Below are 22,992 nucleotides of genomic sequence, written 5' to 3'. Positions count from 1 at the left end.
ATGAAGCTGCTTGACTGCCCCATGAACGGCCCGCGCAACATCGACGAATTCCAGTCCTTCGGTCCGCTGCGGCAGAGGCCCGATGCGGACGCTGCCGCCGACGCTGAGTGGGCAAGGCATCTCTTCCGCGCGGACAATCGAAAAGGTGTGGTGGTCGAGTGCTGGCGGCACGTGCCGAGCAACTTCTTCTTCCTCGCCGAGCGCGACGTCGTCACCAACGAAATCATCCGCACCTACGCCATTGGGAGCCGGCCATGACGCGGCTTGGCACGCCATACGGTTCGCGCCTCGACCGGACGCGGCCTGTCCGCTTCACCTTCGAAGGCAAGGCTTATCATGGCTTTGCCGGCGACTGCATCGCCAGCGCGCTGGCGGCCTCGGACCAGTGGGTCCTGTCGCGCTCGTTCAAATACCACCGGCCGCGCGGCATCATGACCATGGCCGGCGCGGAAGCGAACACGCTGGTGCAATTGCCGTCGGAGCCGAATGTTCCCGCCGACCTGACGCCGCTCCAGGACGGCATGATGGTGACGGCGCAGAACGTCAACGGCTCCCTGGAAAACGACCGCGATGCGGTGATCGACCGCTTTGGACGTTTCCTGCCGGTCGGCTTCTACTACCGCACCTTCATGGGTCCGAGACAGGACAGCTGGCTCCGCTTCTGGGAGCCGATGATCCGTCGCAAGGCGGGGCTCGGGATCGTCGACGTCAAGGCGCCGCATCTGAGTTTCGACAAGGCGCATCTTCACTGCGACCTGCTGGTCGTCGGCGCGGGGCCGGCGGGTCTATCGGCTGCGATCTCGGCCGCACAAGCCGGCGCCGACGTGCTGTTGTGCGACGACAATCCCGAAATTGGCGGTTCGCTGACCTATCGCCGCTGCGATCCGGGCATATTGTTCAGTCTGGCAGCCAAGGCAGCCAAGCTCCCCAATCTGCGCATCATGACCGGCACCATCTGCAACGGCTGGTATGAGGACAATTGGCTGCCGCTGATCCAGGGCAACCGGCTCTACCGAACCCGCGCCCGCGAGGTTGTCCTGGCGACAGGCGCCATCGAGCAGCCGGCGGTGTTCCGCAACAACGATCTGCCTGGCATCATGGCCGGCGGCGCCGTGCAACGATTGCTCCGCCATTACGCGGTGCAGCCTGGCCGGCGGGCAGTCGTGCTGGCCGCCAATGACGATGGCTACGACTGCGCGCTGGATCTGGTCGAGGCTGGCGTCGAACTGGCCGCGATCGTCGATCCTCGGCCAAATGCCGGCGACCGCGCCGGTGAGCTTCGGGCCAGAGGGATAGGGATCCTCGCAGGCGCCCCGATCGAGGAAGCTTCCGGGACGCGCGGCAACAAGCACGTCGCGCGAGTCCGCATTGGCAGCCGCTGGATCGACTGCGATCTCGTGGCGGTCTCCGTCGGCTCGGTGCCTGCCTGGCAGTTGCCCTGCCATGCGGGAGCGAGGGTCGGCTACGACGATGCGACGGCGCGAATGACGCTCAGTCTGCCGGTGGGCGCGGCCGTCCGGCTGGCAGGCGCCGTTGCCGGCAAATCGCGGTTGCAGTCTGCGATGGCCGACGGCCGCCGCGCCGCGCGCGAGGCTCTGGAGCGGCTCGGCCACGGCGATCCTCCTGACGTGCAGAACGAATACGAGCCCGAGCCAGCTGCCTGGGCACAACCGCTCGCCGGCAACGCAAAAGGTCGCGACTTCGTCGATTTCGATGAGGATCTGCAGGTCAAGGACCTCAGGAATGCGGTCAAGGAAGGCTATCGCGAACTCGAACTGGTGAAGCGCTTTTCCACCGTCGGCATGGGGCCGAGCCAAGGCAGGCATTCGGCGCTCGCCACGGCGCGGATTGTCGCCGAAGCGACGGGGCGCGGGGTTGGCGAGGTGGGCATCACCACGGCGCGGCCGCCGACCGGACCGGAGAAGCTCGGCGTGCTCGCCGGCCATCACGAGCCGTTGGAGCGGCGCACCGCGCTGCATGCGCGCCATCTCGCACTCAACGCTCGCATGAAGCCGATCGGTGCCTGGTGGCGGCCGTATTTTTACGGGCCGGAAGACCGGATAGACCGCCTGGTCCGCGAAGAGATCGCCGCGGTCCGCAACGGCGTCGGCATGCTCGACGTGTCGACTTTGGGCAAGCTGGAGATCCGCGGTCCTGACGCCGGCGCCTTCCTCGATCGGATGTACACGATGGCGCATGCCAACCAGCGCGTCGGCCGGGTCCGCTACTGCCTGATGCTCAACGAGATGGGCACGGTTATCGATGACGGCGTCGCCTATCGTCTCGCCGATGACCTGTTCTACGTCACCGCGACGACCGGCGCCGTCGCCCGCGTGCAGGCCGACATGCTGTTCTGGCATGCGCAGTGGCGGCTGAAGGTCGACGTGCTCAACGTCACGGCGGCATTTTCCGGCATCAACGTCACCGGCCCGAAGGCGCGTGAGGTCTTGCAGGCGCTAGATGGCGATATCGAATTCTCGCGCGACGCTTTCCCTTATCTCCACGGGCGCGAAGGCATGCTGGCCGGCCTGCCGGTGCGTGTGATGCGGATCGGCTTCACGGGCGAGGTGAGCTACGAGCTGCACTGTCCTTCGAGCTATGCGGTCGCGCTTTGGGACGCTTTGTCCGAGGCCGGCAAGCCGCATGGCTTGCGTCCCTATGGACTCGAGGCCTCGCGCATGCTGCGGCTTGAAAAGGGGCATATCCTGATCGGCCAGGATACCGACGCGCTGACCACGCCCAACGAGCTCGGTTTCGGCTGGGCGGTTTCGAAGAAGAAGCCCTTCTTCGTCGGCAAGCGGTCGATCGAGATGCGGACGAGGCTTGGCGAAAGGCGCCGGCTCGTCGGCCTCTCTTTCGAGGGTGCAAGCAATATCCCCGGCGAGTCCTGCCTGGTGCTGCGCGGCGGCAACCCGGTTGGGCAGATCACTTCGATTGGCTTTTCGCCAACGCTTGGCCACACAATCGCGCTGGCTTATGTCCATATCGACGACGCTGCTCCCGGCAGCAAGGTCACGGTGAAGTGTCGCAGCGGCGAATTGGTGCAGGTGCCGGTGGTCGGTCACGCCTTCTTCGATCCGCAGAACGTCCGGCAGGAGATGTAAAGATGGCCGGTCTTGCCATGCGAACATTTCCCCTGTCGCCGGACGGCTCGGCCGCCGAAGCAGTTCTGCCAAACGGGCAGCTGATAGTGACCGATCTGACGGCCCGATCGCGCTTCGGCATCAAGGGCCCCGGCAGTTCAGCCTGGCTCGAAGCGCAGGGTCTCTCCTTACCGCCCGTCAATCGCATCGCCATACAGGGCGGCGTCAGGCTGCTAAGACTTGGCAGCGAAGATTTCCTGGCGATTGACGATATAGGGGCCGGTGGCGCCGCCGCAAAGCTTATTGCCGACTGGCAGGCCGAGAAGGACCCGCGCGGCTATTGGTCCTGGCGCGAGGAGGGCTGGAGCTGGATGCGACTTTCCGGCCAGTCGGCAGAAGCGGTGATGGCGAGGCTTTGCGCACTGGACCTCAGGCCTGCCCGTTTTGCCGATGACGCGGTCGCGCAGACGCGCGTCGCCCATCTCGAAGCCGTGCTTGTGCGCAGCGTGGGGGGCTTCGACATCTTCTTCGACATCGCCTCGACAGCATTCTTTATCAGAACAGTCGACGCGGCGGCGCAGCTCGCCGACGGCGACACGACGACCCGGGAGAACCATCGATGAACAGCGTACAAGGCGTCATTGCGCCCATCCTGACGCCCTTCGACAAAGACGGCAGCGTCGCCCGCGATCTGTGGGTCAACCATGCGAAATGGGTGCTTGCTCAGGGCGCGCATTACCTTTCGCCGTTTGGGACGACCGGCGAGGCGCTGTCGCTGTCGCCGCGCGAACGCATGCAAGCCCTGGAGTGGCTGGCCGAGGCCGGCATCCCGGCGGATAAGATGATGCCCGGCACAGGCGTGACCGCGCTGCCCGAGACGCTCGAACTCAGCCGGCATGCCCTGGAACTCGGCTGCGCCGGCGTCATGGTGCTGCCTTCGTTCTTCTACACCGCGGCGGGCGATGACGGGCAGGCGCGCTACTATTCGGAACTGGTCGAGAAAGTCGCCAGCCCGAAGCTCAAGCTGATCCTCTATCACATCCCGCAGAATTCCGGGGTGCCGGTATCGCCGGCGCTGACGGCGCGGCTCAACGCGGCATTTCCCGAAACCGTTGTCGCCTACAAGGACAGTGCCGGGAACTGGGACAACACCGCGGCCGTGATCGCCGCGGCGCCCAACGTCTCCGTCTTCCCGAGTTCCGAAGGCCAGCTCACCCAAGGCCTGGCCGCCGGCGCGGCGGGTTGCATTTCCGCTTCCGTCAACCTCAACGCCAAGGCTATCCGCGCCGTCTATGACGGCGCGCGCGCCGGCCGCGACGTCTCGGCCGCCGATGCCGCCATAAAGGAATTTCGAAAGGCGGTTCAGACCGCGGGGCTGATCGGCGGCATGAAAGCGGCACTTGCCGTGCGCTCCGGCGACCAGCGCTGGCTCAACCTGCGCGCGCCGCATGAGAACACCAGCCCGCAGGCAGGCAAGGCTTTGCTCGAGACGCTGGGTCCTCTTGCCGATCACATTCCTGGTCCGAGGCGGGGCTGAAATGTCCGCGCGGCCAACAATCATCGTCAGCAGCGACGCGCCGGACGGGCCGATTGCGGCGCTGGCGGAAACCCATCCCGATCTCAGGGTGCTCGGCTGCGACAGCTACGAGGCGCTTCCCGACCTGATTGCGGACACCGGCGCCGAGGTGGTGTTCACCATCAAATTCGACCGGGGATCGCGCTATCCGCGCGCGGCGCTGGTCGAGAGCCCGACCGTGCGCTGGGTTTCGGTCGGCGGCTCCGGCACGGATCACCTGCGCCCCTGGGATCCGACAAGGGTGACGATAACCAATTCGGCCGGCGTCGCTGCCGACATGATGGCCGAATATGTCTTCGGCGCGATGCTTTCCTTCTCGCTCGGCCTGCGCGGCTTCGCACGCGAGCAGGCTGCCAGGAGGTGGACGGCCGGCAAGGTCGAGCCGATCCAGGGCAAGACGCTTCTGATCCTTGGGCTCGGCAAGACGGGGCAGGCGGTCGCCGTCCGGGCCAGGGCCTTCGGCATGACGACCCTGGGCGTGCGCGCCAGCCCGAAACAGACCTACCACATCGATGAGGTGCACGGCATGGCCGACCTGCCCAGCCTGTGGGGCCGTGCCGATTTCATCTTGTGCGCGGTGCCGCTGCTCGAAAGCACACGTGGCATGGTGGGCAGCGAAGCCTTCTCGGCGATGAAGCCTTCGGGGGTGCTGATCGACGTTTCCCGCGGCGGCGTCGTCGACGAGGCGGCGCTCCTTGCGGCGCTCGACGGTGGCCGGATCAAGGGCGCGGCGCTCGACGTCTTCGCCGTCGAGCCGCTGCCGCCGGCGCATCCGCTGTGGGGCTACGAGAACGTGATCGTCACGCCGCATTGCTCGTCCGTCTACGACGGCTGGGACGTGAAGTCGGCACGCATGTTTGCCGAGAATCTCACCCGCTACCGGCGTGGCGAGCCTTTGGCGAATGTCGTCGATCCGGGACGCGGCTATTAAGGAGGACAGGCCGATGACAGCGCATGACAGGCGAAGCGGCGGACGGCGCACCAGAGCGGCCGGGCGCAGTGGCGGCGGCATTGCGCAACTGCCCTGGCAGCGCGTCACAAACCCCTACGCGCCGATGCAGATCCTCGACGAGGAGCAGATGGACAAGCTCCACCGGACCTCGATGCGTATTTTGTCCGAACTCGGCATCCGCGTCATGGGCGAGAAGGTGCTGGGTATCTTCGAGGCCGCGGGCGCCATCGTTGATCGGGCCGAGAACACGGTGCGGATCGACGAGAGTATCGTCAGAGAAGCGCTTAGAAACGCGCCATCGTCCTTCTCGCTAAGCTCGCGCAATCCGGACAAGCAGATCCGCATCGGCAGCAATTCGCTGGTGTTCGGGCTGGTCGCCGGGCCGCCCAATGTGCATGACCGCATCAACGGCCGCCGGCAGGGCAATCTGGCTGACTATGAGAACTTCATCCGCCTCGCGCATCATTTCAACGCCATCCATATCATCGGCAACCAGGTGGTGGCACCTATGGAGCTGCCGGCGAATTCGCGCCATCTCGACACCTATCGCGCCAATCTCACGCTGTCGGATCTGAGCTTCCATTGCTCCGCGATCGGCCGCGGCCGCGCAATGGACAGCATCGCCATGACGGCGATCGCGCGCGGCACGACCATGGAGGCACTGCGCAATTCGCCGGGGGTCACGACGATCATCTCCGTCAACTCGCCGCGTCTGTTCGACGAGGCGATGGCCGAAGGCCTGATCGCCATGGCCGAGCACGGCCAGCCGGTGACGATCACGCCCTTCACCCTGATGGGCGCCATGACCCCGGTGACGCTGGCCGCGGCTCTTGCGCAGCAGAATGCCGAGGCCCTGTTCGGCGTGACGCTGACGCAACTGGTCAATCCCGGCACGCCGGTGATGTATGGCGCCTTCACGTCCAATGTCGACATGCGTTCCGGCGCGCCTGCCTTCGGCACGCCGGAGAACGCCAAGGCCAACATCGTCGCCGGACAGCTGGCGCGGCGCTATAACCTTCCCTACCGCACCTCCAATGCCAATGCCTCCAATGTCGTCGACCTGCAGGCGGCCTATGAGACCGAGATGGCGACCTGGGGCGCGGTGCTCGGCGGCGCGAACCTGATCTATCACGCCGCCGGATGGCTGGAGGGCGGGCTGACAGCCTCCTACGAGAAGCTCGTCCTCGACGTCGAGATCCTGCAGAACATGATGGAGTTCCTGCGGCCGATGCCGTTCGAGGAGGACGACCTCGGCTTCGAGGCGATCAAGGCCGTGCCGACCGGCGGACATTTCTTCGGGTCGGAGCACACCATGGCGCGCTACGAGACCGCCTTCTACCGGCCGATGCTGTCCAATTGGCAAAATTACGGCAGCTGGCAGGAAGCGGGCGGCCACGATGCGCTGGAGCGGGCGACGCAGCTCTGGCAGCAGGCACTCAGCGACTACGAGGAACCGGTTATGGATCCAGCCATCCGCGAGGAGCTGGACGCCTATGTCGCGCGCCGCAAGGAGGAGATCGGCGCCGGCGAGCCCTAAGCGCCTGGAGTTCAACGAAAGAAAGGGGAAGCGCATGACAAGACAGCATTTGCTGGGCACAGTGTTAGCCCTCGCTCTTACCGCATCGGCACACGCCGCGAACGTCAAGGTGATCAATGACGACGCTTGGTTCGCCGAGGGCCCGATCTGGCACCAGGACAAGCTCTTCTACGTCGAATACGGCCGCGGCACTGTGGACGTTTGGGACGGCAAGAAGAACGCGATTTTCTGGAAGATGGATGGCTGCGGCCCTTCGGCCGTGCTGCCGACCGCGACGGGCGAATTCGTCGTCACCTGCTACGACAACAACACGATCGGCCGCATCTCGGCCGACGGCGAGACGCTGCCGGCCTACGACAAGGACACCGACGGCAAGCCGTTCAGCGGCCCCAATGATTTCGCGCCGGACAAGGAGGGCGGCATCTACTTCACCGGCTCCGGCAAGGGCGGTCCGCTGATCGACGCGTCGGCCTACTACATCGGCAAGGACGGCAGCGTGAAGAAGGTGGCTGGCGACCTGCACAATGCCAATGGGCTGGTCATGTCGAACGACGGCAAGATGCTCTACCTGGTCGAAACCGAGGACAACCGCATCATCGAGTTCGATGTCGGGGCCGATCACAGCTTGAGCAACCGTCGCGTCTTCCTTCGGCTCGACGATCTGTTCCCGAACCAGCCGCATATCTGGCCGGACGGCATCAAGATGGACAAGGCTGGCGAGATGTATATCGGCCAGAGCCCGCGCTCCCTCGACGCGCCGGGCAAGATCATAGTGGTGGACAAGGACGCCAAGCTCTTGCGCACGCTTTCGGTGCCGTCGCCGTCCATGCCGAACTTCGCCTTCGGGCCCGATGAAAAGGAACTTTACGTGATGGCCCTCGACCAGATCGATGCAGCACCTTGGCACGGCAAGGTCTACGAAGTGCCGAATAAGTAGCTGCGATCGTCGTGATCGTCGGATAGGAAGGAGGCTGGCCGCTTTGCAGCCGGCCTTTGCTTTCGCGCGATGACCGCTCAGCCGGCCATCCAGCCGCCGTCCACCATCAGGTTGATCCCGGTGACGTATGTCGCAAGGTCGCTGGCCAGGAAAAGCGCCGCGCCGGCGACATCGTTCGGCTCGCCAAGCCGCGGCCATGGCGTGCGGCGGCGCGAATAGTCGAGCGCATCAGGGTCGTTGGCGATGCCCGGCTTGCCGGTGATGATCTTGCCGGGAGCTATCGCATTGCAGACGATCAGGTCCTCGGCGTGATCGACCGCGATCTGGCGCGTCATCTGCACGATCGCGCCCTTGCTGACCGAATAGGGGAAATCGCCCGGGCAGGCGACCATACCGTGCTGCGAGGCGATATTGATGATGCGCCCGCGTACGCCGTTGACCGGCTCCTGCCTGAGCATCTGCAGCACCGCCTGTTGCGAGCAGTAGAAGAAGCCGGTGACGTTGACGTCGATCACCTTCGCCCATTGCTCCGGCGTGGTCTGGAGCAGATTGGTCGAGGTATAGACCGCGGCGTTGTTGACCAGGATATCGAGCCGCCCGAACCGGTCCACCGCCTGCCGCATCATGATTATGACGGCCTCCTGATCGGCGATGTCCGTGGAGATGAAGATCGCCTCACCGCCAGCCGCTTCGATCAGCCGGACCGTTGTTCCGCCGCCTTCGATAGCTTCCTCGCGCGTATCGGCGACCACCACCTTCGCGCCGTCCTGCGCGTAGCGTTGCGCGATGGCGCGGCCGATGCCGGAGCTCGCGCCGGTGACAATGGCAACCTTGCCGTCCAGAAGACCCATCTTGCCTGCCTCAGCTTTCCCACCGCATCACTTGGCCTTGTCCCGGGTTGACCAGCGCGCCGTCACGCGTGATTTCCTCGCCGCGCAGGAACACCTGCCGCAAGGTGGCTGAAACGCTCCAGCCGTCAAACGGCGTGTAGCCGGCCTTTGACTTCTGGTCGGCATCGCGCATGGCAAAGGTTCGCGTCGGGTCGATGATGAGGATGTCGGCATCGTGGCCGACGGCCAGCCTGCCCTTGCGCCGGCCAAGCCCGAACCGGTCGGCCGGATTGGCCGCGCACAGGCGCGCGATGTCGCGCAGCCCAATCAGGCCTTCGTCGACGAGCTTGAGCATGACGGAGAGCAGCGTCTGCAGTCCGGGCACACCGCCCGGGATGTCCGCGAAAGCCGGATAGCTGGCGGCCTTCTCGGCAGGGCTGTGTGGCGCGTGATCGGTGGCGATGATGTCGATCAGCCCGGCCGCTACAGCCTCGCGGAGGCGCTGCACATCTTGCCTTGTCCGGAACGGCGGTGATCCCTTCAGCCGCGCGCCTTGCTTTTCGTAATCGTCCGCACAGAAGAACAGGTTCTGGGGTGTCGTCTCGACGCTGGCATCGGCGAGATCGCGCAGGCGCCGCCAGGTCTCGACGCCGAGCGCCGAGTTGATCTGGCGGACATGAACGCGCGCGCCGGTCTCGGCCGCCGCCAGCAGCGCCCGTGCGATGCCGTTGGCCTCGGCCAGTGGGGGCCGGCTTTCGCGGAACGCTGCGATGTCGCCAGAATGAACGCGCGCGGCGCTGCCCACCAGCAGCGATTGATCGCCGGGCGAGATGCCGACGATCGTCTTGAGCGCGCTCATCCGCTTCAGCGCGTGAAGAACGGTGTCCACCGTCGGAAAAAGAAACGGCTCTGGGACATCCGCCGTGAAAAGCTCGAACGACACCGGGGCAAGCGCCGCGAGCCTTTCGAGACTGTCCAGCCTCTCGCTGACAACAGCCTGGAAGCCGACATCGACGTTGAGCTTGCCTTCGGCCATCGACATCTTCTCGGCAAGCTGGTCTGCCGTCGCCGTCCAGGGCTCGTCGGTCGGCATGTCGAGCACCGTCGTCACGCCGCCGAGCGCGGCCGCATGCGTGCCCGACGAGAAGTCTTCCTTGTGGGTCAGTCCCGGTTCGCGCAGATGCGCGTGCGCATCGACGAGACCGGGCAGCAGCATACAGCCGCTGGCGTCGATCACCTTCCGTGCTTCGGCCGCGTCTCCTGGCTGGATCAGGGCCGCGATCCTGCCGGCGTTCATGGCAATGTCGCGGCGGGCTTCGCCCTCCGCGTTGACGATCGTCGCGCCGCTGATGAGGGTTTCGAACATTCCGCTGTTCAGCCGGCACGCTTGCCGGCCAACGTCCGGTGATTGTCCAGCCAGTACCGCGCGATGTCGGCGCGCCGCATGAAGATCGCCCCCGGCGTCTTTTGCACGTGCTCGATCACCTCGCGCAGGCCGGACGCCCGGTTCGGCTGACCCATCCAGCGCGCATGCACGCAGATGTTGAGCATCCGTCCGCCCGTCTCTTCCGCCTCCCAAAGCATGTAGTCGATGGCCGAGCGGCAATCCTCGGCGAAGTCGCGCGGATTGCTGTAACCCGGCGCGATGAGGAAGCGGCTGTCGTTGAGCGTCTTGGAATAGGGCACGACGAGGATTTTCTCCTCACCATGGTCGACGAAATAGGGCAGCTCGTCGTTGCAGGGATCGGAATGGTAGAGAAAGCCGCCCTCGCGCACCAGCAGATCGCGGGTGTTGACGCTTGGAAACGAGCGGCAGTTCCAGCCGAGCGGCCGCCGGCCAAGCACCTTCTCGTAAAGCGCGATCGCTTCGTGCAACTGCCGCTCCTCTTCCTCGCGCGGCATGCCGGGATAATCGGTCCAGCGCAGCCCGTGACCGAGCAGGTCGTGGCCGCGCGCATTCATCCACTCGGCGACGGCGGGATTCTTTTCCAGCGCCACCGCGCAAGCGGAGACCGTGATCGGCACATCGTAGCGGTCGAACAGCCGAGCCAGCCGCCAGACGCCGGCGCGACTACCGTATTCGAAATGCGTTTCGGTGCCGAGGTCGCGATGCGGTGAAAGGCCGGGGTTGTTGTACTCGCCCCAATTGTCGTTGCGGCCGTCATCCAGCCAGTTGTACTCCGACCCTTCCTCGTAGTTCAGCACGAGATTGATCGCGACTTTCGCGCCGCCCGGCCAGGTGACATAGGGCGGGTTCGGTCCATAGCCGACGAAGTCGCGCGGCTGGACCGGTTGTGAGGCAGCGCTTGTCATGGCAATCCCTCTCACTTCGTCTCGTTGGCCGAAATCCAGTCCATATAGGCGTGAAACGCCTCCTTGCCCGGGCGCGGCCGCCATGCCGTATCACGCATGATCCTCGCGATGTCGTAGGCGCCCCACATGCCGCCTTTCAGCGACACGTCCTGTACGATATTGGCGTCTTCTCCGGGCGTCATCTCAACCTTCAGCGCCGGAACGCGCTCCTTTGCCCAGGCGATGATCTCGCCGATGGTCTGGCCGGAGCCGGAGCCGATATTGTAGTGGCGGTAATTGAGCCGCGGCGCATCGAGCAGCGCGAGGATCGCGGCAGCGACATCGGTCGAGGCAAGATAGTCGCCCACCGGCTCCAGACTGTTCGGCCGGATCGTTTCGCCGGCCAGGGCCATGTGCGCAACACGGTTGGGGACATGGCGGAAGTTGCGGCTCTCGGTCGCGCGATCCATCGGGCCGTAGACGGAAGCAAGCCGGACCGAAACCGCCGACAGGCCGAACAGGTCGGCATAGCGGTTGGTCACCATCTCGGAGGCGAATTTGGAGATGCCGTAAAGCGTCAACGGCGCGACGTAGCCGTCCTCCGGCAGCGGCTCGCCGCTCCAGTCGGGGCCATTGTGTCGATAGATGGCTCCCGAGCTGACATAGATGAAGCGCTTCACGTTGGCCCGCGCGCGTGCCCATTCGAGCATGCGCACTGTGCCCATGAGATTGACATCGACGATGCGAGCCGGGTCCTCGGCCTCCGGCTGGCGCTTGGCCTCCGAGGCGCTGCCGCGCGAAATCGGTGTGATCGTCGCGCCATGTACGATCGCGGTGATGTGCTCGTTGTCGAGTGCGGCGGACCACCCCGCCGGGTCGAGGATATCCGCGCTGATCACTTTGAGCCGGTCGCGCACCGGAGCGAAATGCCTTTCGGCCGCGGCGTCGAGGCCGGCGCGATCCAGGATGACGGCGCGCGCGGCAGGGTCGCGGTCCAGCCAGGCACGCGCCACCACGCTCATGACGAAGCCGGTGCCGCCTGTGACGAGAAGGGTCATGTCTTGGAGCCTCCTATGCTGGAAATTGATTCAACGCACCGCATAGCCGCCATCCACCAGGAGGTCCGTGCCGGTGACGAAGGAAGCGTCGGACGAAAGCAGAAAGGCGCAGGCGGCTGCGATCTCTTCGGGCTCGGCAATTCGTCCGAGCAGATGCGCAGGTCCTAGACCCTTGTCGGCCGCCTCCAGACTGGACCAGCGCTGCAGCAGGCGGGCGGTCGCGACCGCTCCGGGCGACAGGCTGTTCACCCGGATGTTCTGATCCGCATGGTCGATCGCCATCGCCTTCGCCAAATGCACAAGCCCCGCCTTCGCCGCGCAATAGGCCACCGCCTTGCCGACGGCGACGCGCGCGAATTGCGAGCCGATGAAGACGATCGACCCGCCGCCGCTCGATGCCATCAGCGGCACCGCGAATTTGGAGATCAGGAACGCGCCGGTCAGGCCGACGTCGAGTTCCAGCCGCCACTTGTCCACTGCAAGGTCGGCGACGGTGCCGTCGGTCGAGGGAGCCGCGGCGTTGTGGACCAGACCGTCCAGCCGGCCGAATGCTTGAGCTGTCGCGTCGACAGCATCTTGGACCGAGTCCGGATCGGTGACATCACAGTCGACAGCCAGAGCATTCGGCCCAAGGCTGGCGGCAAGCGCCTTCGTCGATGCTGTGTCCCGATCCGAGCAGGCGACACGGGCTCCCTCTTCGGCGCAGCGGCGCGCGATCGCCGCGCCGATGCCGCTCGCGGCGCCCGTGATCAGAACGAACTTGCCATCCAGACGGTGGGGAAGGGCGCTGTTCACGGCTCGCCTCCGCACGGCTGCGCAACCGCGACACCGACCGGGCGCCGCCGCAGATTGATGCAAGCCGCAACCGCCACCAGAATGCCGCCGGTGCCGAGCACGAACAGCATGGCCTGCGGCGCGGTACGCTCCATCAGTCCGGCGGCGAGACCCGGCGTCAGGATGTTGCCGACCGAATAGAGCAGAAGCAGCGTCCCCGAAGCGGCCACCATGTGCCGGCTGTGCATGCGCGAATTGGCGAAGGCGATGGCCACAGGATAGACCGTGAGAGCGGTTGCTCCATAGAGGAAGAACAGCAGGAAGAGCAGCGGCAGCGGTCCGCTGCCCAGCCAGGCGATCGACGCGCATAGCGACACGGAAAGCAGTCCCTGGACAAGCAGCATGATGCGCCTGTCGAACCGGTCGGACAGCCATCCTATAGGCGTCTGCGCCAGCATGCCGGCAACGCTGACGGTCGTCACCAGGCCGACAGTGGCGGCGGCGGACAGTCCGATCTTGGCGCCGTAGATCGGCGTCAGCACGAAAATGTTCATGTTGGTGATGCCTGCCTGGAAGATGCTGACCACCGTTACCGGAGCGAGACGCAGCAACTGGACGACGCCATAGCGTTCGTCCTGCGCCGGGATATCGGCCAGGGACGGCTCGGTTTGCTCGGCGGGCAGGGCAGGCCAAGGCCTGGAGACAAACCGTGCAAGCGCCGACAAGAGCACCGTCGCCGCGCTGACGGCGAACAAATGCGGCGAATGCGCGCCGACGATCTCCAGCAGCAGCTGTCCGAACAGCACCGCGACCGCCGTCGTCAGCATGTAGATGGAGAACAGCCTGCCGCGATTGTGCTGGTCGGCATAGAGGTTGATCCAGCTTTCGCAGACAACGAACATCGCCGCCATGGCAAGGCCGCCGAGCAGTCGGAAGCAGAGCCATGCCGGCATGGAATCGGTGAGCGCGAACCCCGCGGCGGCGAGGCTTGCAAGCACGGTTATGGCGAAGAAGGCGCGCTCATGGCCGACGCGCGACACCAGCGGACGCGCGACGAGGCAGCCGATGAGAAATCCGACCGGGTAAGCGGTCAGCACCAATTGCACTTCGGAGGGGTCGATTCCCGGCGCGCTCAATGCAAGCGAGACCGCGGTGGTCAGCATGGCGCTGCCGGTGCCGGCCAGGCAGATGCGCGCCATGATCGACAGGATGGCGCGCGACCGTTCGGCCTGACGCCAGAGGCGGCCCAGTGAAGCTGGCCTCGTCATGAACGGTCGCTCGCCTCGTCCGGATGCCTGGGACTCTCCAGCGCTTCCGCCGGAATGTGGCAGGCGATCTCGTGCGTGGCGGACATCCTGCGGATCGGTGGCGGTTCCCTGTCGCAGATCGAACCCAGCTTGCGATGGCAGCGGCTGGCAAAGCGGCAGCCGCGCGGCACATCGACGGGGCTCGGCGTGTCGCCGGTCAGCGTGATGCGGTTGCGCTCTGCCCCTTCCGGTTTGGTGCTGCGGATCGCCGAGATCAGCGCCTCGGTGTACGGATGGGTCGCACCGCCGAAGATCTCCTCGACGGTGCCTTTTTCCATCACCTTGCCGAGATACATCACCACGACCTTGTCGGCGACGTGGCGCACCAGCGCCAGGTCATGGCTGATGAACAGCATCGTCGCATGCCGGGTCTTCTGGATGTCGAGCAGCAGCGTCACCACGGCCGCCTGCACGGAGACATCCAGCGCCGACACAGGCTCGTCGGCGACGATCAGCGACGGATCGGAGGCGAAGGCGCGGGCGATGGCGATGCGCTGCTTCTGCCCGCCGGACAACTGGCTCGGCCGGCGGGCGGCGAAGTCCGGCGAAAGCCGGACCATCTCCAGCAGCTCGCGCATGCGCTGGTCGATGGCCGCCTTGCCCTTGCGGATGCCGAACTTCTTCAGCGAGCGACGGATCGAGAAGCCGGCGCTGTGCGACGGATTGAGCGTCGAGTCCGGGTTCTGGAACACCATCTGGATCGATTGCAGCAGGGGCTTCAGCCGCGCGCTCGCTTCGATCGCGGCGATGTTTTCGCCAGCCATGCGGATTTCGCCCGAAGTGGCGCGGTCGAGGCCGGTGACGATACGCGCCAGGGTCGACTTGCCGCAGCCGGATTCGCCGACCAGCGCGACGATCTCGGCCTTGCCGGCCTCGAAGGATACGGCCTCATTGGCCTTCAGCGTCTTGTGGTGACCGAGGTGATAGAACTTGGTGATGTCGGAGAAAGTGATCTCGGCTGCCGGTGCCGCACTCTCGCCGGATAGCGGCGGAAGCTCGCGATGAGCCACCTCGAGTTCGGGCCAGCGCACGCAGCGCACAACATGCCGCTCGCCGACCGGTTCCAGCGTCATGCCGGGCCGGTCGCACAGGCCGGCGCGGAAACCGGCGCAGCGCGGACCAAACAGGCAGCCGCGCGGCCGCTCCGACGGCAGCGGGATATGGCCCGGAATGGCGGCAAGCGTGCGACTGTGCTTGCCGTGCCCGATATCGGGAATGCAGTCGATCAGCCCTTGCGTGTAGGGATGGCGTGGCCGGCCGAACAGCTCGCACGTCGGCGCCTCCTCGACCAGCTCGCCGGAATACATGATGCCGACCCGGTCGCAGCTTTCGGCGATCAGACCGAGATTGTGCGAGATGAACAGCAGGCTGGTTCCATAGCGACGGCGCAGCTCGCCGATCAGATCGATCACCGCCGACTCCACCGTCACGTCGAGACCGGTGGTCGGCTCGTCGAGCAGGAGCAGCGACGGCCGCCCGAGCAGCGCCATGGCGATGACGACGCGCTGCTGCTGGCCGCCCGAAAGCTGGTGCGGATAGCGCTTCAGCATGTCGCCGGCATCGGGCAGGCGCACGTCTTTCAGCATGGCGGCTGCCATGTCGAGCGCCTCGACGCGACTTGCGCCGAGATGAAGCATCGGCACCTCGGCAAGCTGCGCGCCGATCGTTTTGACCGGATTGAGCGCGCTCATCGGGTCCTGATAGACCATGGCGATGCGCCGCCCGCGTATGGCGCGAAGCTTATGCGCCGGTGCGTTGACCAGTTCCTCGCGTTCGAAGCGGATACTGCCGCCGGCGACGACGCCTGTCGCACCGAGATAGCCCATGATCGCCATCGCCGTGGTGCTCTTGCCGCAGCCGGATTCGCCGACCAGCCCGAGGCTTTCGCCGGGCTTCACCTCGAAAGACAGCTTCGGCACCGCAACGATCGTCTCGGCCTTCCCGCGAAACTCGATGCGCAGATCTCGGACAGCGAGGAGCGGCGTCTCGGACGCACGCTCGCCTTTCGTCGAAATTGGCTCGGCGACCATCGTCATGGCTTCCAGGCCTCCCGCAGGCCGTCGGCCAAAAGATTGAAACCCAGAACCAGGCTGACGATGGCGATTGAGGGCAGCACCGACATCAAAGGCCAGACGTTGAGCACCGTCGTGCTTTCCTTGACCATGCCGCCCCAGTCGGGATTGGGCGGCGGCAGGCCAAGGCCAAGGAAGCCGAGGATGCCGATGGTGATGATGGTGTAGCCGATGCGCAGACAGGCATCGACGATCAGCATGCCGCGGCAGTTGGGCAACAGCTCGACAAGCATGATGTATAAAGTACTTTCGGCGCGCAGCCTTGCGGCGGCGATGTATTCCTGCTCCTTCAGGCCGAGTACCAGCCCGCGCGTTATTCGCCCGATTCCTGGCGCCGAGGCGATCGTCGTGGCGATGACGATGTTGATTATCGATGGCCCGATATTGGCGATCAGGATGACGTAGAGGACCAGCACCGGGAAGGCGAGGATGATGTCGGAAAGGCGGCTGATCACGGCATCGATCCAGCCGCCGTAATAGCCGGCGATCATGCCGAGCGTGATGCCGACGATCATGGCGACCGCAACCGAAAGCGGCGCGACGACCAGCACGGTGCGGGCGCCGAAGATCAGGCGAGACAGCTCATCGCGGCCGAGAATGTCGACGCCGAGCCAATGCGCCGCCGATGGCGTCGGGTCGGCTAGCGCCATCACATCCTGCTCGGTCGGAGAATAGAGCGGCAGCACCGGTGCGAGGATCGCCGCAAGCACCCAGAAGCCGACCAGGAACAGCCCGACCAGTGCGGTAGGCGAGCGCAGGATGCGCGCCCATTTCAGGCGTGCCCTGCCCGTTGCCTTGACGGCTGTCGCCTCCATAGCTCTTTGCTCGACCAGTGCGCTCATCGCAATCTTATGCGTGGATCGAGCAGCATGTAACCGAGATCGCCGACGAATTGCGTCGTGACCGCGATGGCGACGGTGATCAGCGTGGCCGCCTCGATGGTCGCGATGTCGCCGAACAGGCTGGCATCGAGCAGCAGCCGACCGAAGCCGGGATAGGCGAAGACGAGTTCGGTCACCACCACGCCGCTGATCAGGAAGTTGATCTGCAGGAGCAGCACCGTGAACGGGGCGATCATCGCGTTTCGCAGGGCATGGCCGATGACGACCTGGCGCGTGCTCATTCCCTTCAGCACCGCGGTGCGGATAAAGGGCTTTTCCATCACCCCGATCATGGACACGCGGATCATGCGCGCGACATAGCCGAAATCATAGATGACGAGCACCGCCACCGGCAGCACGAGCTGCGAGGGAACGGACCAGCCGCCCTCTGTATCGAGCGGGCTGGTGCCCGGCAGCACGGGCCAGAGAATGACGAATAGGGTGACCAGAAACACGCCCGACGCGAATTCCGGGATCGAGGTGAAGGTTATGCAGATCACCGACAAGAGCCGGTCGAGCACGCCGCCTTCCTTCAGGCCGGACAGGATGCCGAAGACGATCGACAGCGGCACGATCAGCAGAAAGGCCAGCCCGGCCAGGATCGCCGTATTGCCGAGCCGGTTCCAGATGACGTCGTTGACGGGCAGCTTGTTCAGCGTCGAATAGCCGAAATTGCCGAAATACTGCGCGCCGCGCGGATCCTTGAAATTGAGCCCGGTGCTCGGGTCCTGGAGCGGATCCGGAATGATGCCGAGCAGCACGCCCGCCCAGCGCCCGTAGCGCACCAGCAGCGGATCGTCGGCCCTCAGCTTCTTGGTCAGGAAATCGACCTGCTCTTGCGTCGCGAACGGCCCGAGCGATTTGCGCGCGACGCTGCCCGGGGTGAACTCGCAGACGGCGAATACCAGAAACGACGCCGCGACCATGGTGAGCAGCATCATCGCCAGCCGTTTCGCCACGAATATTGCCATCAGCCGGACGTTTCCGTTCTGGGTGCGAGTGGAAAGGAACGCCCGGCCGTTCTGTCGCCGGCCGGGCGCAGCGTGGTCTAGGCGGAGGCGACCGCATAATCCTTGGCGAAGATGTACTGTGATGGATGCAGTTCGAAGCCCTGCACCTTCTTGTCCATGACGGTCGAGAAGATGCGCCAGAACGGCTGCACGATCGGGCCCTCGTCCTGCATGATCAGCTCGATCTTCTCCATCACCTTGCTGCGCTCCTTCGGGTCGAGAATGCCCTCGGCCTGGGTGAGCAGCTTGTCGAATTCGGCGTTCGAGAAATGCGATTCATTCCAGGCGGCATTGGAGCGGTAGGCGAGGCCGAGCGTCATGATGGCGAGCGGGCGGTGGCCCCAGGCGGTCAGGCTGAAGGGCGCGCTGGTCCACACTTCCCAGTACTGCGCGCTCGGCAGCGACTTGATGTTGGCCTTGATGCCGATGTCCTTCAGCTGTTCGGCCATCGCCTGTGTCGTGTTGAGCTCCCAGATCGGGTCGGGCCGCGTCACCAAATCCAATTCGAAACCGTCGGCATGGCCGGCGTCGGCCATCAGCTTCTTCGCCTTCTCGACGTCGCGCGGCCATTTGGGCAGCGCGGCATATTCGGGGTGCGACGGCGCCACATGGTGGTCCTCGGCCGGCGTGCCGGCGCCGAGCAGGACGGTCTGGATGATCTTGTCGCGGTCGAGCGCATGGCGCATGGCCTGGCGCACGCGCTTGTCCTTGAACTGCTCGACATCGGGATGCATGCGCATGACGATGGTCTGCGTCGTCTCGACCTTGTGGACCGAGACATGCGGGAAGGCCTTCATCGAATTGATCTGCACCGCGTCGGCTTCCGACAGGCCATCGACCTGCTTGGACGCCATCGCGGCGATGCCGGCGCCGGGATTGTCGCCGAGATCGACGAATTCGAACGTGTCGAGATGCGCGGCACCGCCCCAATAATCGGCCCGCGCCTTGTACTTCGCGCCCTTGCCGACCGTGTATTCGACCATCTCGAAGGGACCGGTGCCGTTGGCGCTCGGGCCGAAGGCGCCATTGTCCTTCGGATCGAGGATGAACATCGGATAATGGAAGAGATGTTCGGCGACCGCGATCTGCGGCGAGAACAGGTTCAGCCGCACCGTGCTGTCGTCGACCTTCTCGATCGCCTTGTCGGACCAGAGCCGGCTCGACTTCTTCGGATTGCCCTTGTCGTCCTTCTCGCCGGTATCGTACTCCTCGACGAGATAGCCGGTGAACAGGCCGAGCACCGAGGAGCCGACTTTGGGATCGCTGACACGCTTCAGGTTCCAGACCACGTCGTCGGCATTAAGCGCCCTGCCGTCACGCCATTTCACATCCTTGCGGATGTGCAGCGTCCAGGTCTTCAGGTCATCGCTGACGTCCCACTTCTCCAAGAGATAGGGGTGAGTGATGTTGTTGCGGTCGGTAAAGGTCAAATATTCGCAGACCTGGCGGATGACGTTGGATTTTTCGGCGAAGTCGGCCAGATGCGGATCCTTGATCTCCATGCAGCGCATGCCGATGCGCAAATTGCCGCCTTTCGGCAGGTCGCCGGCACGCGCTTGCGTCGCCGGGTCGATGATGCCGGCCATGGCATAGGCCGCGCCGGCCGAAAGCCCGAGCAGCGTCGACTTGCGCAAGAAGTCCCTGCGGCTGATCTCGCCGTCGTTAAGCTGATCGAGCAGTGTCGGAATATAGGGATGCGATGTCTTGTCCAAGGTCTTAACCTCCGAGTTGTCGCGATGCGCGTGCCGGACATGGCGCTTCGGCGCTGTCTTTTCGACTGATGCGGAACCGGTTTTGAAGGCCGCGGCGCGACCGCGCCGCCGGACCGTCAAGACGCATGGACGACGAGAGGCATGCCGGTCTGACCGGTCTGTATCCGCGCTCGGAATGCAGGTCCATGGCGGGTGGCTCCCATTGGTGGCGCCGCTGGTCGCGGCTGCTCAATTCCCCGCCAAAAGCTACACCCGGCCTCTATGCCTACAAACGAAGATTGATGTGGCTATGACCTCGTTTTTTTTGCTCTTAACTGCCCCGAAAAGCAGCAGCCAGCCCCAATAGCAGGCTTTACAGTCGTTTCCCGAGCTTTCTACATTGCCGGCGTTCGAAAAAGTGGGGTCATGTTGTCGGCACAAGAGCCAGCACGGACCCCTGTTGTTATCCGGCCCGTCGCCCGGCCGTCCGGCTCCGGCACACAGCCACAAGGAACACGTAAATGCGGACTCATGCCCAGGCTGTTGTGATCGGCGGCGGCCTGATCGGATGCTCGATCCTCTATCATCTGACCAAGCACGGCTGGAGCGATGTCGTGCTGTTCGAGCGCGACGAGCTCACCTCGGGCTCGACCTGGCATGCTGCGGCCAACATTCACGGCTTGCACGACTCGACCAATATCAGCCGCCTGCAGCATTATACCATGGCGCTCTACAAGGAGCTGGAGAAGGAGACTGGTCAGGGCTGCGGCATCTTCCAGCCGGGATCGCTTTATCTCGCCCAGACCGAGGCGCGTGAACATCAGCTCCGGCTGCAGGAAGCCAAAGCGCGCCGCTACAAGATGAACTTCTACGAGGTCGACCGCGCGGAGGCCGAGCGGCTGCACCCGCTCGTCGACTTCGACGGCATACGCTGCATCATGTACGAACCCGAAGGCGGCAATGTCGATCCTTCGGGCGTGACGGCCGCCTACGCGGCCGGCGCGCGCCAGCGTGGCGCCGAAATCCACCGCTTCACCGCGGTGACCGGAACGGAGCAGCAGCCGGACGGCAGCTGGATCGTGCGCACCACCAAGGGCGACGTCCGCACGCAATGGGTGGTGAACGCCGCCGGACTGTGGGCGCGTGAGGTCGGCGCGATGGCCGGGTTGGCGCTGCCCCTCATACCGACCGAGCACCAGTATTTCGTCACCGAGACCATCCCAGAGATCGCCTCGATGGGCCGGCGTCTGCCTTCGGTCGCCGACCGCGATGGCGAATATTACCTGCGTCAGGAGGGCCTCGGCCTGCTGATCGGCGCCTATGAGCGGGCGATGAAATTCTGGGCCGAGGACGGGACGCCGCAGGATTTCGGCCACGAGCTGTTCCCGGACGATCTGGAACGCATCGAGGAGAACATGATGCGCGCGATCGCCCGCGTGCCGGCGGTCGGCGCTGCCGGCGTCAAGAGGGTGATCAACGGACCGATGATCTGGTCGCCGGACAGCGCCGCGCTGTTCGGCCCGGTGCCGGAGCTGCGCAACTATTTCTGCTGCGCCGGCATCATTCCGGGCTTTTCGCAATCCGGCGGCCTCGGGCGCCTGGCGGCCGAGTGGATGATCGAGGGCGAGCCGACGCTCGACATGTTCGGCTGGGATCTCGCGCGCTTCGGCCACTGGGCGGGCAAGGCATTCGTCAAGGCGCGCGTGCAGGACCAGTACAGCCATCGCTTCAAGATCCATTTCCCAAACGAGGAGCGCGCCGCTGGACGGCCGGTGCGCACACGGCCGGCCTATTCCATGCAGAAGGAAAACGGCGCGGTGTTCGGCCTGAACTTCGGCTGGGAGCATCCGCTGTGGTTCTCGATCGACGGCGAGCCGCGCGAGGAGACGATCGGCTTCACCAGGCAGAACTGGTGGCACCCTGTCGGCCGCGAGGCGCGCATGCTGCGCGACCATGTCGGCATCATCGACATCTCCAACTTCGCCAAATACGAGGTGAAGGGGCCGGGCGCCGAGGCCTGGCTGAACGCGCTTTTCGCCAACAAGATTCCCTCGCGGGTCGGACGATCCTGCCTGACGCCGCTGATCGGCAAGCGCGGCGGCATCGCAGGCGACTTTACCGTCACCAAGCTGGCGGAGGACGAGTATCGCGTCTTCGGCTCCGGCATGGCCGAGCACTATCATCAGCGTTTCTTCAAGATGCTGCCCTTGCCGGAGGGCACGACGTTCCGCTCGCTCACCGAGGACATGTGCGGCTTCAACGTCGCCGGGCCGAAGTCGCGCGCGGTGCTGCAGCGCCTGACCAATGACGATTTGACGACGGCGTCGTTCCCCTTCATGGCCTCGCGCCGCATCACCGTTGCCGGCCTCGATGTCATTGCGCTGCGCGTCTCCTTCACCGGCGATCTCGGCTGGGAGCTCTATTGCGAGGAGAAGGACCAGACCGCTCTTTACAACGCCCTGCTCGACGCGGCGCGTCAGGAAGGCGGCGGGCCGGTCGGCTCGCGCGCGCTGATGTCGCTCAGGGTGGAGAAGGGCTATGGCAGCTGGGGCCGCGAATACTCGCCCGAATATTGGCCGCAGGAAGTGAAGTTCGACCGCCTGATCAAGATGGATAAGGGCGACTTCCTCAACCGCGACGCCTACGCCGCGCTGGCATCGAAGCCGGCCCGCGACGAGCTGATCATGATCTCGATCGAGGCGAAGGATGCCGACGCCACGGGCGGCGAGCCGATCTTCCTTCCCGATGGCACGCCGGTCGGCCAGGTCACGTCTGGCGCCTACGGCTATCATGTCGGCATGTCGCTGGCGCTCGGCTATGTGAAGGCGGGCTCGGTGAAATCCGGCGATGCCGTCACCGTCGCGATCCTCGGCCGGCCGCACAATGCCGTGTTGCTCGAGAGGCCGCCCTTCGATCCCGATGGCAAGCGGCTGAGGGCCTGACCGGTGCTTGCCTGCCCGGTGACCCGCAACAGCACAGCGGCGTGAGCGGC

The 22,992-nt window shown here is 65.1% G+C and carries 18 protein-coding genes; 8 read left to right on the top strand and 10 right to left on the bottom strand.

The window, feature by feature from the left end; translation table 11 throughout:
* The 7 genes from P9254_RS21845 to P9254_RS21815 are packed head-to-tail and all read left to right on the top strand — an operon-like array spanning window position 1 to window position 8,085.
* A complete protein-coding gene (locus P9254_RS21845; protein WP_127239902.1) occupies window positions 1-258 on the top strand; it encodes a sarcosine oxidase subunit delta in 258 nt (85 codons plus the stop codon).
* The gene (locus P9254_RS21840) at window positions 255-3,104 is read left to right on the top strand and encodes a 2Fe-2S iron-sulfur cluster-binding protein (protein ID WP_278055269.1); all 2,850 of its coding nucleotides are present in this window, start codon (window positions 255-257) and stop codon (window positions 3,102-3,104) included. The genes P9254_RS21845 and P9254_RS21840 overlap by 4 nt, the downstream gene beginning before the upstream one ends.
* Before the next feature lie 2 nt (window positions 3,105-3,106).
* Window positions 3,107-3,706 carry a hypothetical protein gene (locus tag P9254_RS21835; protein ID WP_278055267.1) on the top strand — a complete coding sequence of 200 codons (600 nt, stop codon included), beginning with the start codon at window positions 3,107-3,109 and terminating at the stop codon, window positions 3,704-3,706.
* Window positions 3,703-4,620 (top strand): dihydrodipicolinate synthase family protein, encoded by a 918-nt coding sequence (locus tag P9254_RS21830; RefSeq protein ID WP_278055265.1) that lies wholly within the window; start codon window positions 3,703-3,705, stop codon window positions 4,618-4,620. The genes P9254_RS21835 and P9254_RS21830 overlap by 4 nt, the downstream gene beginning before the upstream one ends.
* Before the next feature lies 1 nt (window position 4,621).
* A complete protein-coding gene (locus tag P9254_RS21825) occupies window positions 4,622-5,590 on the top strand; it encodes a D-2-hydroxyacid dehydrogenase (protein WP_278055264.1) in 969 nt (322 codons plus the stop codon).
* A gap of 13 nt (window positions 5,591-5,603) precedes the next feature.
* Window positions 5,604-7,148 (top strand): trimethylamine methyltransferase family protein, encoded by a 1,545-nt coding sequence (locus tag P9254_RS21820; protein ID WP_278055263.1) that lies wholly within the window; start codon window positions 5,604-5,606, stop codon window positions 7,146-7,148.
* A 34-nt stretch (window positions 7,149-7,182) separates the two neighbouring features.
* Window positions 7,183-8,085, top strand: a complete 903-nt coding sequence (locus P9254_RS21815; RefSeq protein WP_278055262.1) for an SMP-30/gluconolactonase/LRE family protein — start codon at window positions 7,183-7,185, stop codon at window positions 8,083-8,085.
* A 77-nt stretch (window positions 8,086-8,162) separates the two neighbouring features.
* Here P9254_RS21815 and P9254_RS21810 read toward each other — a convergent pair whose 3' ends face one another.
* The 10 genes from P9254_RS21810 to P9254_RS21765 all read right to left on the bottom strand — a co-directional run bounded on the left by P9254_RS21810 (window position 8,163) and on the right by P9254_RS21765 (window position 20,021).
* Complete coding sequence (locus P9254_RS21810; protein ID WP_278055261.1) at window positions 8,163-8,936, bottom strand: SDR family NAD(P)-dependent oxidoreductase; 774 nt, start codon at window positions 8,934-8,936, stop codon at window positions 8,163-8,165.
* A 10-nt stretch (window positions 8,937-8,946) separates the two neighbouring features.
* Window positions 8,947-10,281 (bottom strand): dihydroorotase, encoded by a 1,335-nt coding sequence (locus P9254_RS21805; RefSeq protein ID WP_278055260.1) that lies wholly within the window; start codon window positions 10,279-10,281, stop codon window positions 8,947-8,949.
* Window positions 10,282-10,289: 8 nt separating this feature from the next.
* On the bottom strand, window positions 10,290-11,228 hold the full coding sequence (locus P9254_RS21800) for a polysaccharide deacetylase family protein (RefSeq protein WP_278055259.1): 939 nt from the start codon (window positions 11,226-11,228) through the stop codon (window positions 10,290-10,292).
* 11 nt (window positions 11,229-11,239) lie between these two features.
* On the bottom strand, window positions 11,240-12,265 hold the full coding sequence (locus P9254_RS21795) for an NAD-dependent epimerase/dehydratase family protein (protein ID WP_095825739.1): 1,026 nt from the start codon (window positions 12,263-12,265) through the stop codon (window positions 11,240-11,242).
* A 30-nt stretch (window positions 12,266-12,295) separates the two neighbouring features.
* On the bottom strand, window positions 12,296-13,060 hold the full coding sequence (locus tag P9254_RS21790) for an SDR family NAD(P)-dependent oxidoreductase (RefSeq protein WP_127241809.1): 765 nt from the start codon (window positions 13,058-13,060) through the stop codon (window positions 12,296-12,298).
* Window positions 13,057-14,307 (bottom strand): MFS transporter, encoded by a 1,251-nt coding sequence (locus P9254_RS21785; protein WP_278055257.1) that lies wholly within the window; start codon window positions 14,305-14,307, stop codon window positions 13,057-13,059. Before P9254_RS21785 ends, P9254_RS21790 begins: the two co-directional genes overlap by 4 nt.
* Complete coding sequence (locus tag P9254_RS21780) at window positions 14,304-16,382, bottom strand: ABC transporter ATP-binding protein (protein WP_278055256.1); 2,079 nt, start codon at window positions 16,380-16,382, stop codon at window positions 14,304-14,306. Before P9254_RS21780 ends, P9254_RS21785 begins: the two co-directional genes overlap by 4 nt.
* Window positions 16,379-17,260, bottom strand: a complete 882-nt coding sequence (locus P9254_RS21775) for an ABC transporter permease (RefSeq protein WP_245299494.1) — start codon at window positions 17,258-17,260, stop codon at window positions 16,379-16,381. Before P9254_RS21775 ends, P9254_RS21780 begins: the two co-directional genes overlap by 4 nt.
* Window positions 17,257-18,270: an ABC transporter permease gene (locus tag P9254_RS21770; RefSeq protein ID WP_066989127.1), complete on the bottom strand. Its 1,014-nt coding sequence runs from the start codon at window positions 18,268-18,270 to the stop codon at window positions 17,257-17,259. Before P9254_RS21770 ends, P9254_RS21775 begins: the two co-directional genes overlap by 4 nt.
* Before the next feature lie 77 nt (window positions 18,271-18,347).
* Window positions 18,348-20,021 carry an ABC transporter substrate-binding protein gene (locus P9254_RS21765; RefSeq protein ID WP_278055255.1) on the bottom strand — a complete coding sequence of 558 codons (1,674 nt, stop codon included), beginning with the start codon at window positions 20,019-20,021 and terminating at the stop codon, window positions 18,348-18,350.
* A 500-nt stretch (window positions 20,022-20,521) separates the two neighbouring features.
* Here P9254_RS21765 and P9254_RS21760 point away from each other — a divergent pair, with 500 nt between their 5' ends.
* The gene (locus tag P9254_RS21760; RefSeq protein WP_278055253.1) at window positions 20,522-22,942 is read left to right on the top strand and encodes a GcvT family protein; all 2,421 of its coding nucleotides are present in this window, start codon (window positions 20,522-20,524) and stop codon (window positions 22,940-22,942) included.
* Window positions 22,943-22,992 lie beyond the last annotated feature (50 nt).

Source organism: Mesorhizobium sp. WSM4983 (assembly GCF_029625765.1).
Taxonomy (GTDB): Bacteria; Pseudomonadota; Alphaproteobacteria; order Rhizobiales; family Rhizobiaceae; genus Mesorhizobium.
Note: the sequence above shows the minus strand (reverse complement) of the source record. Positions and strands in the feature narration are given on the sequence as shown.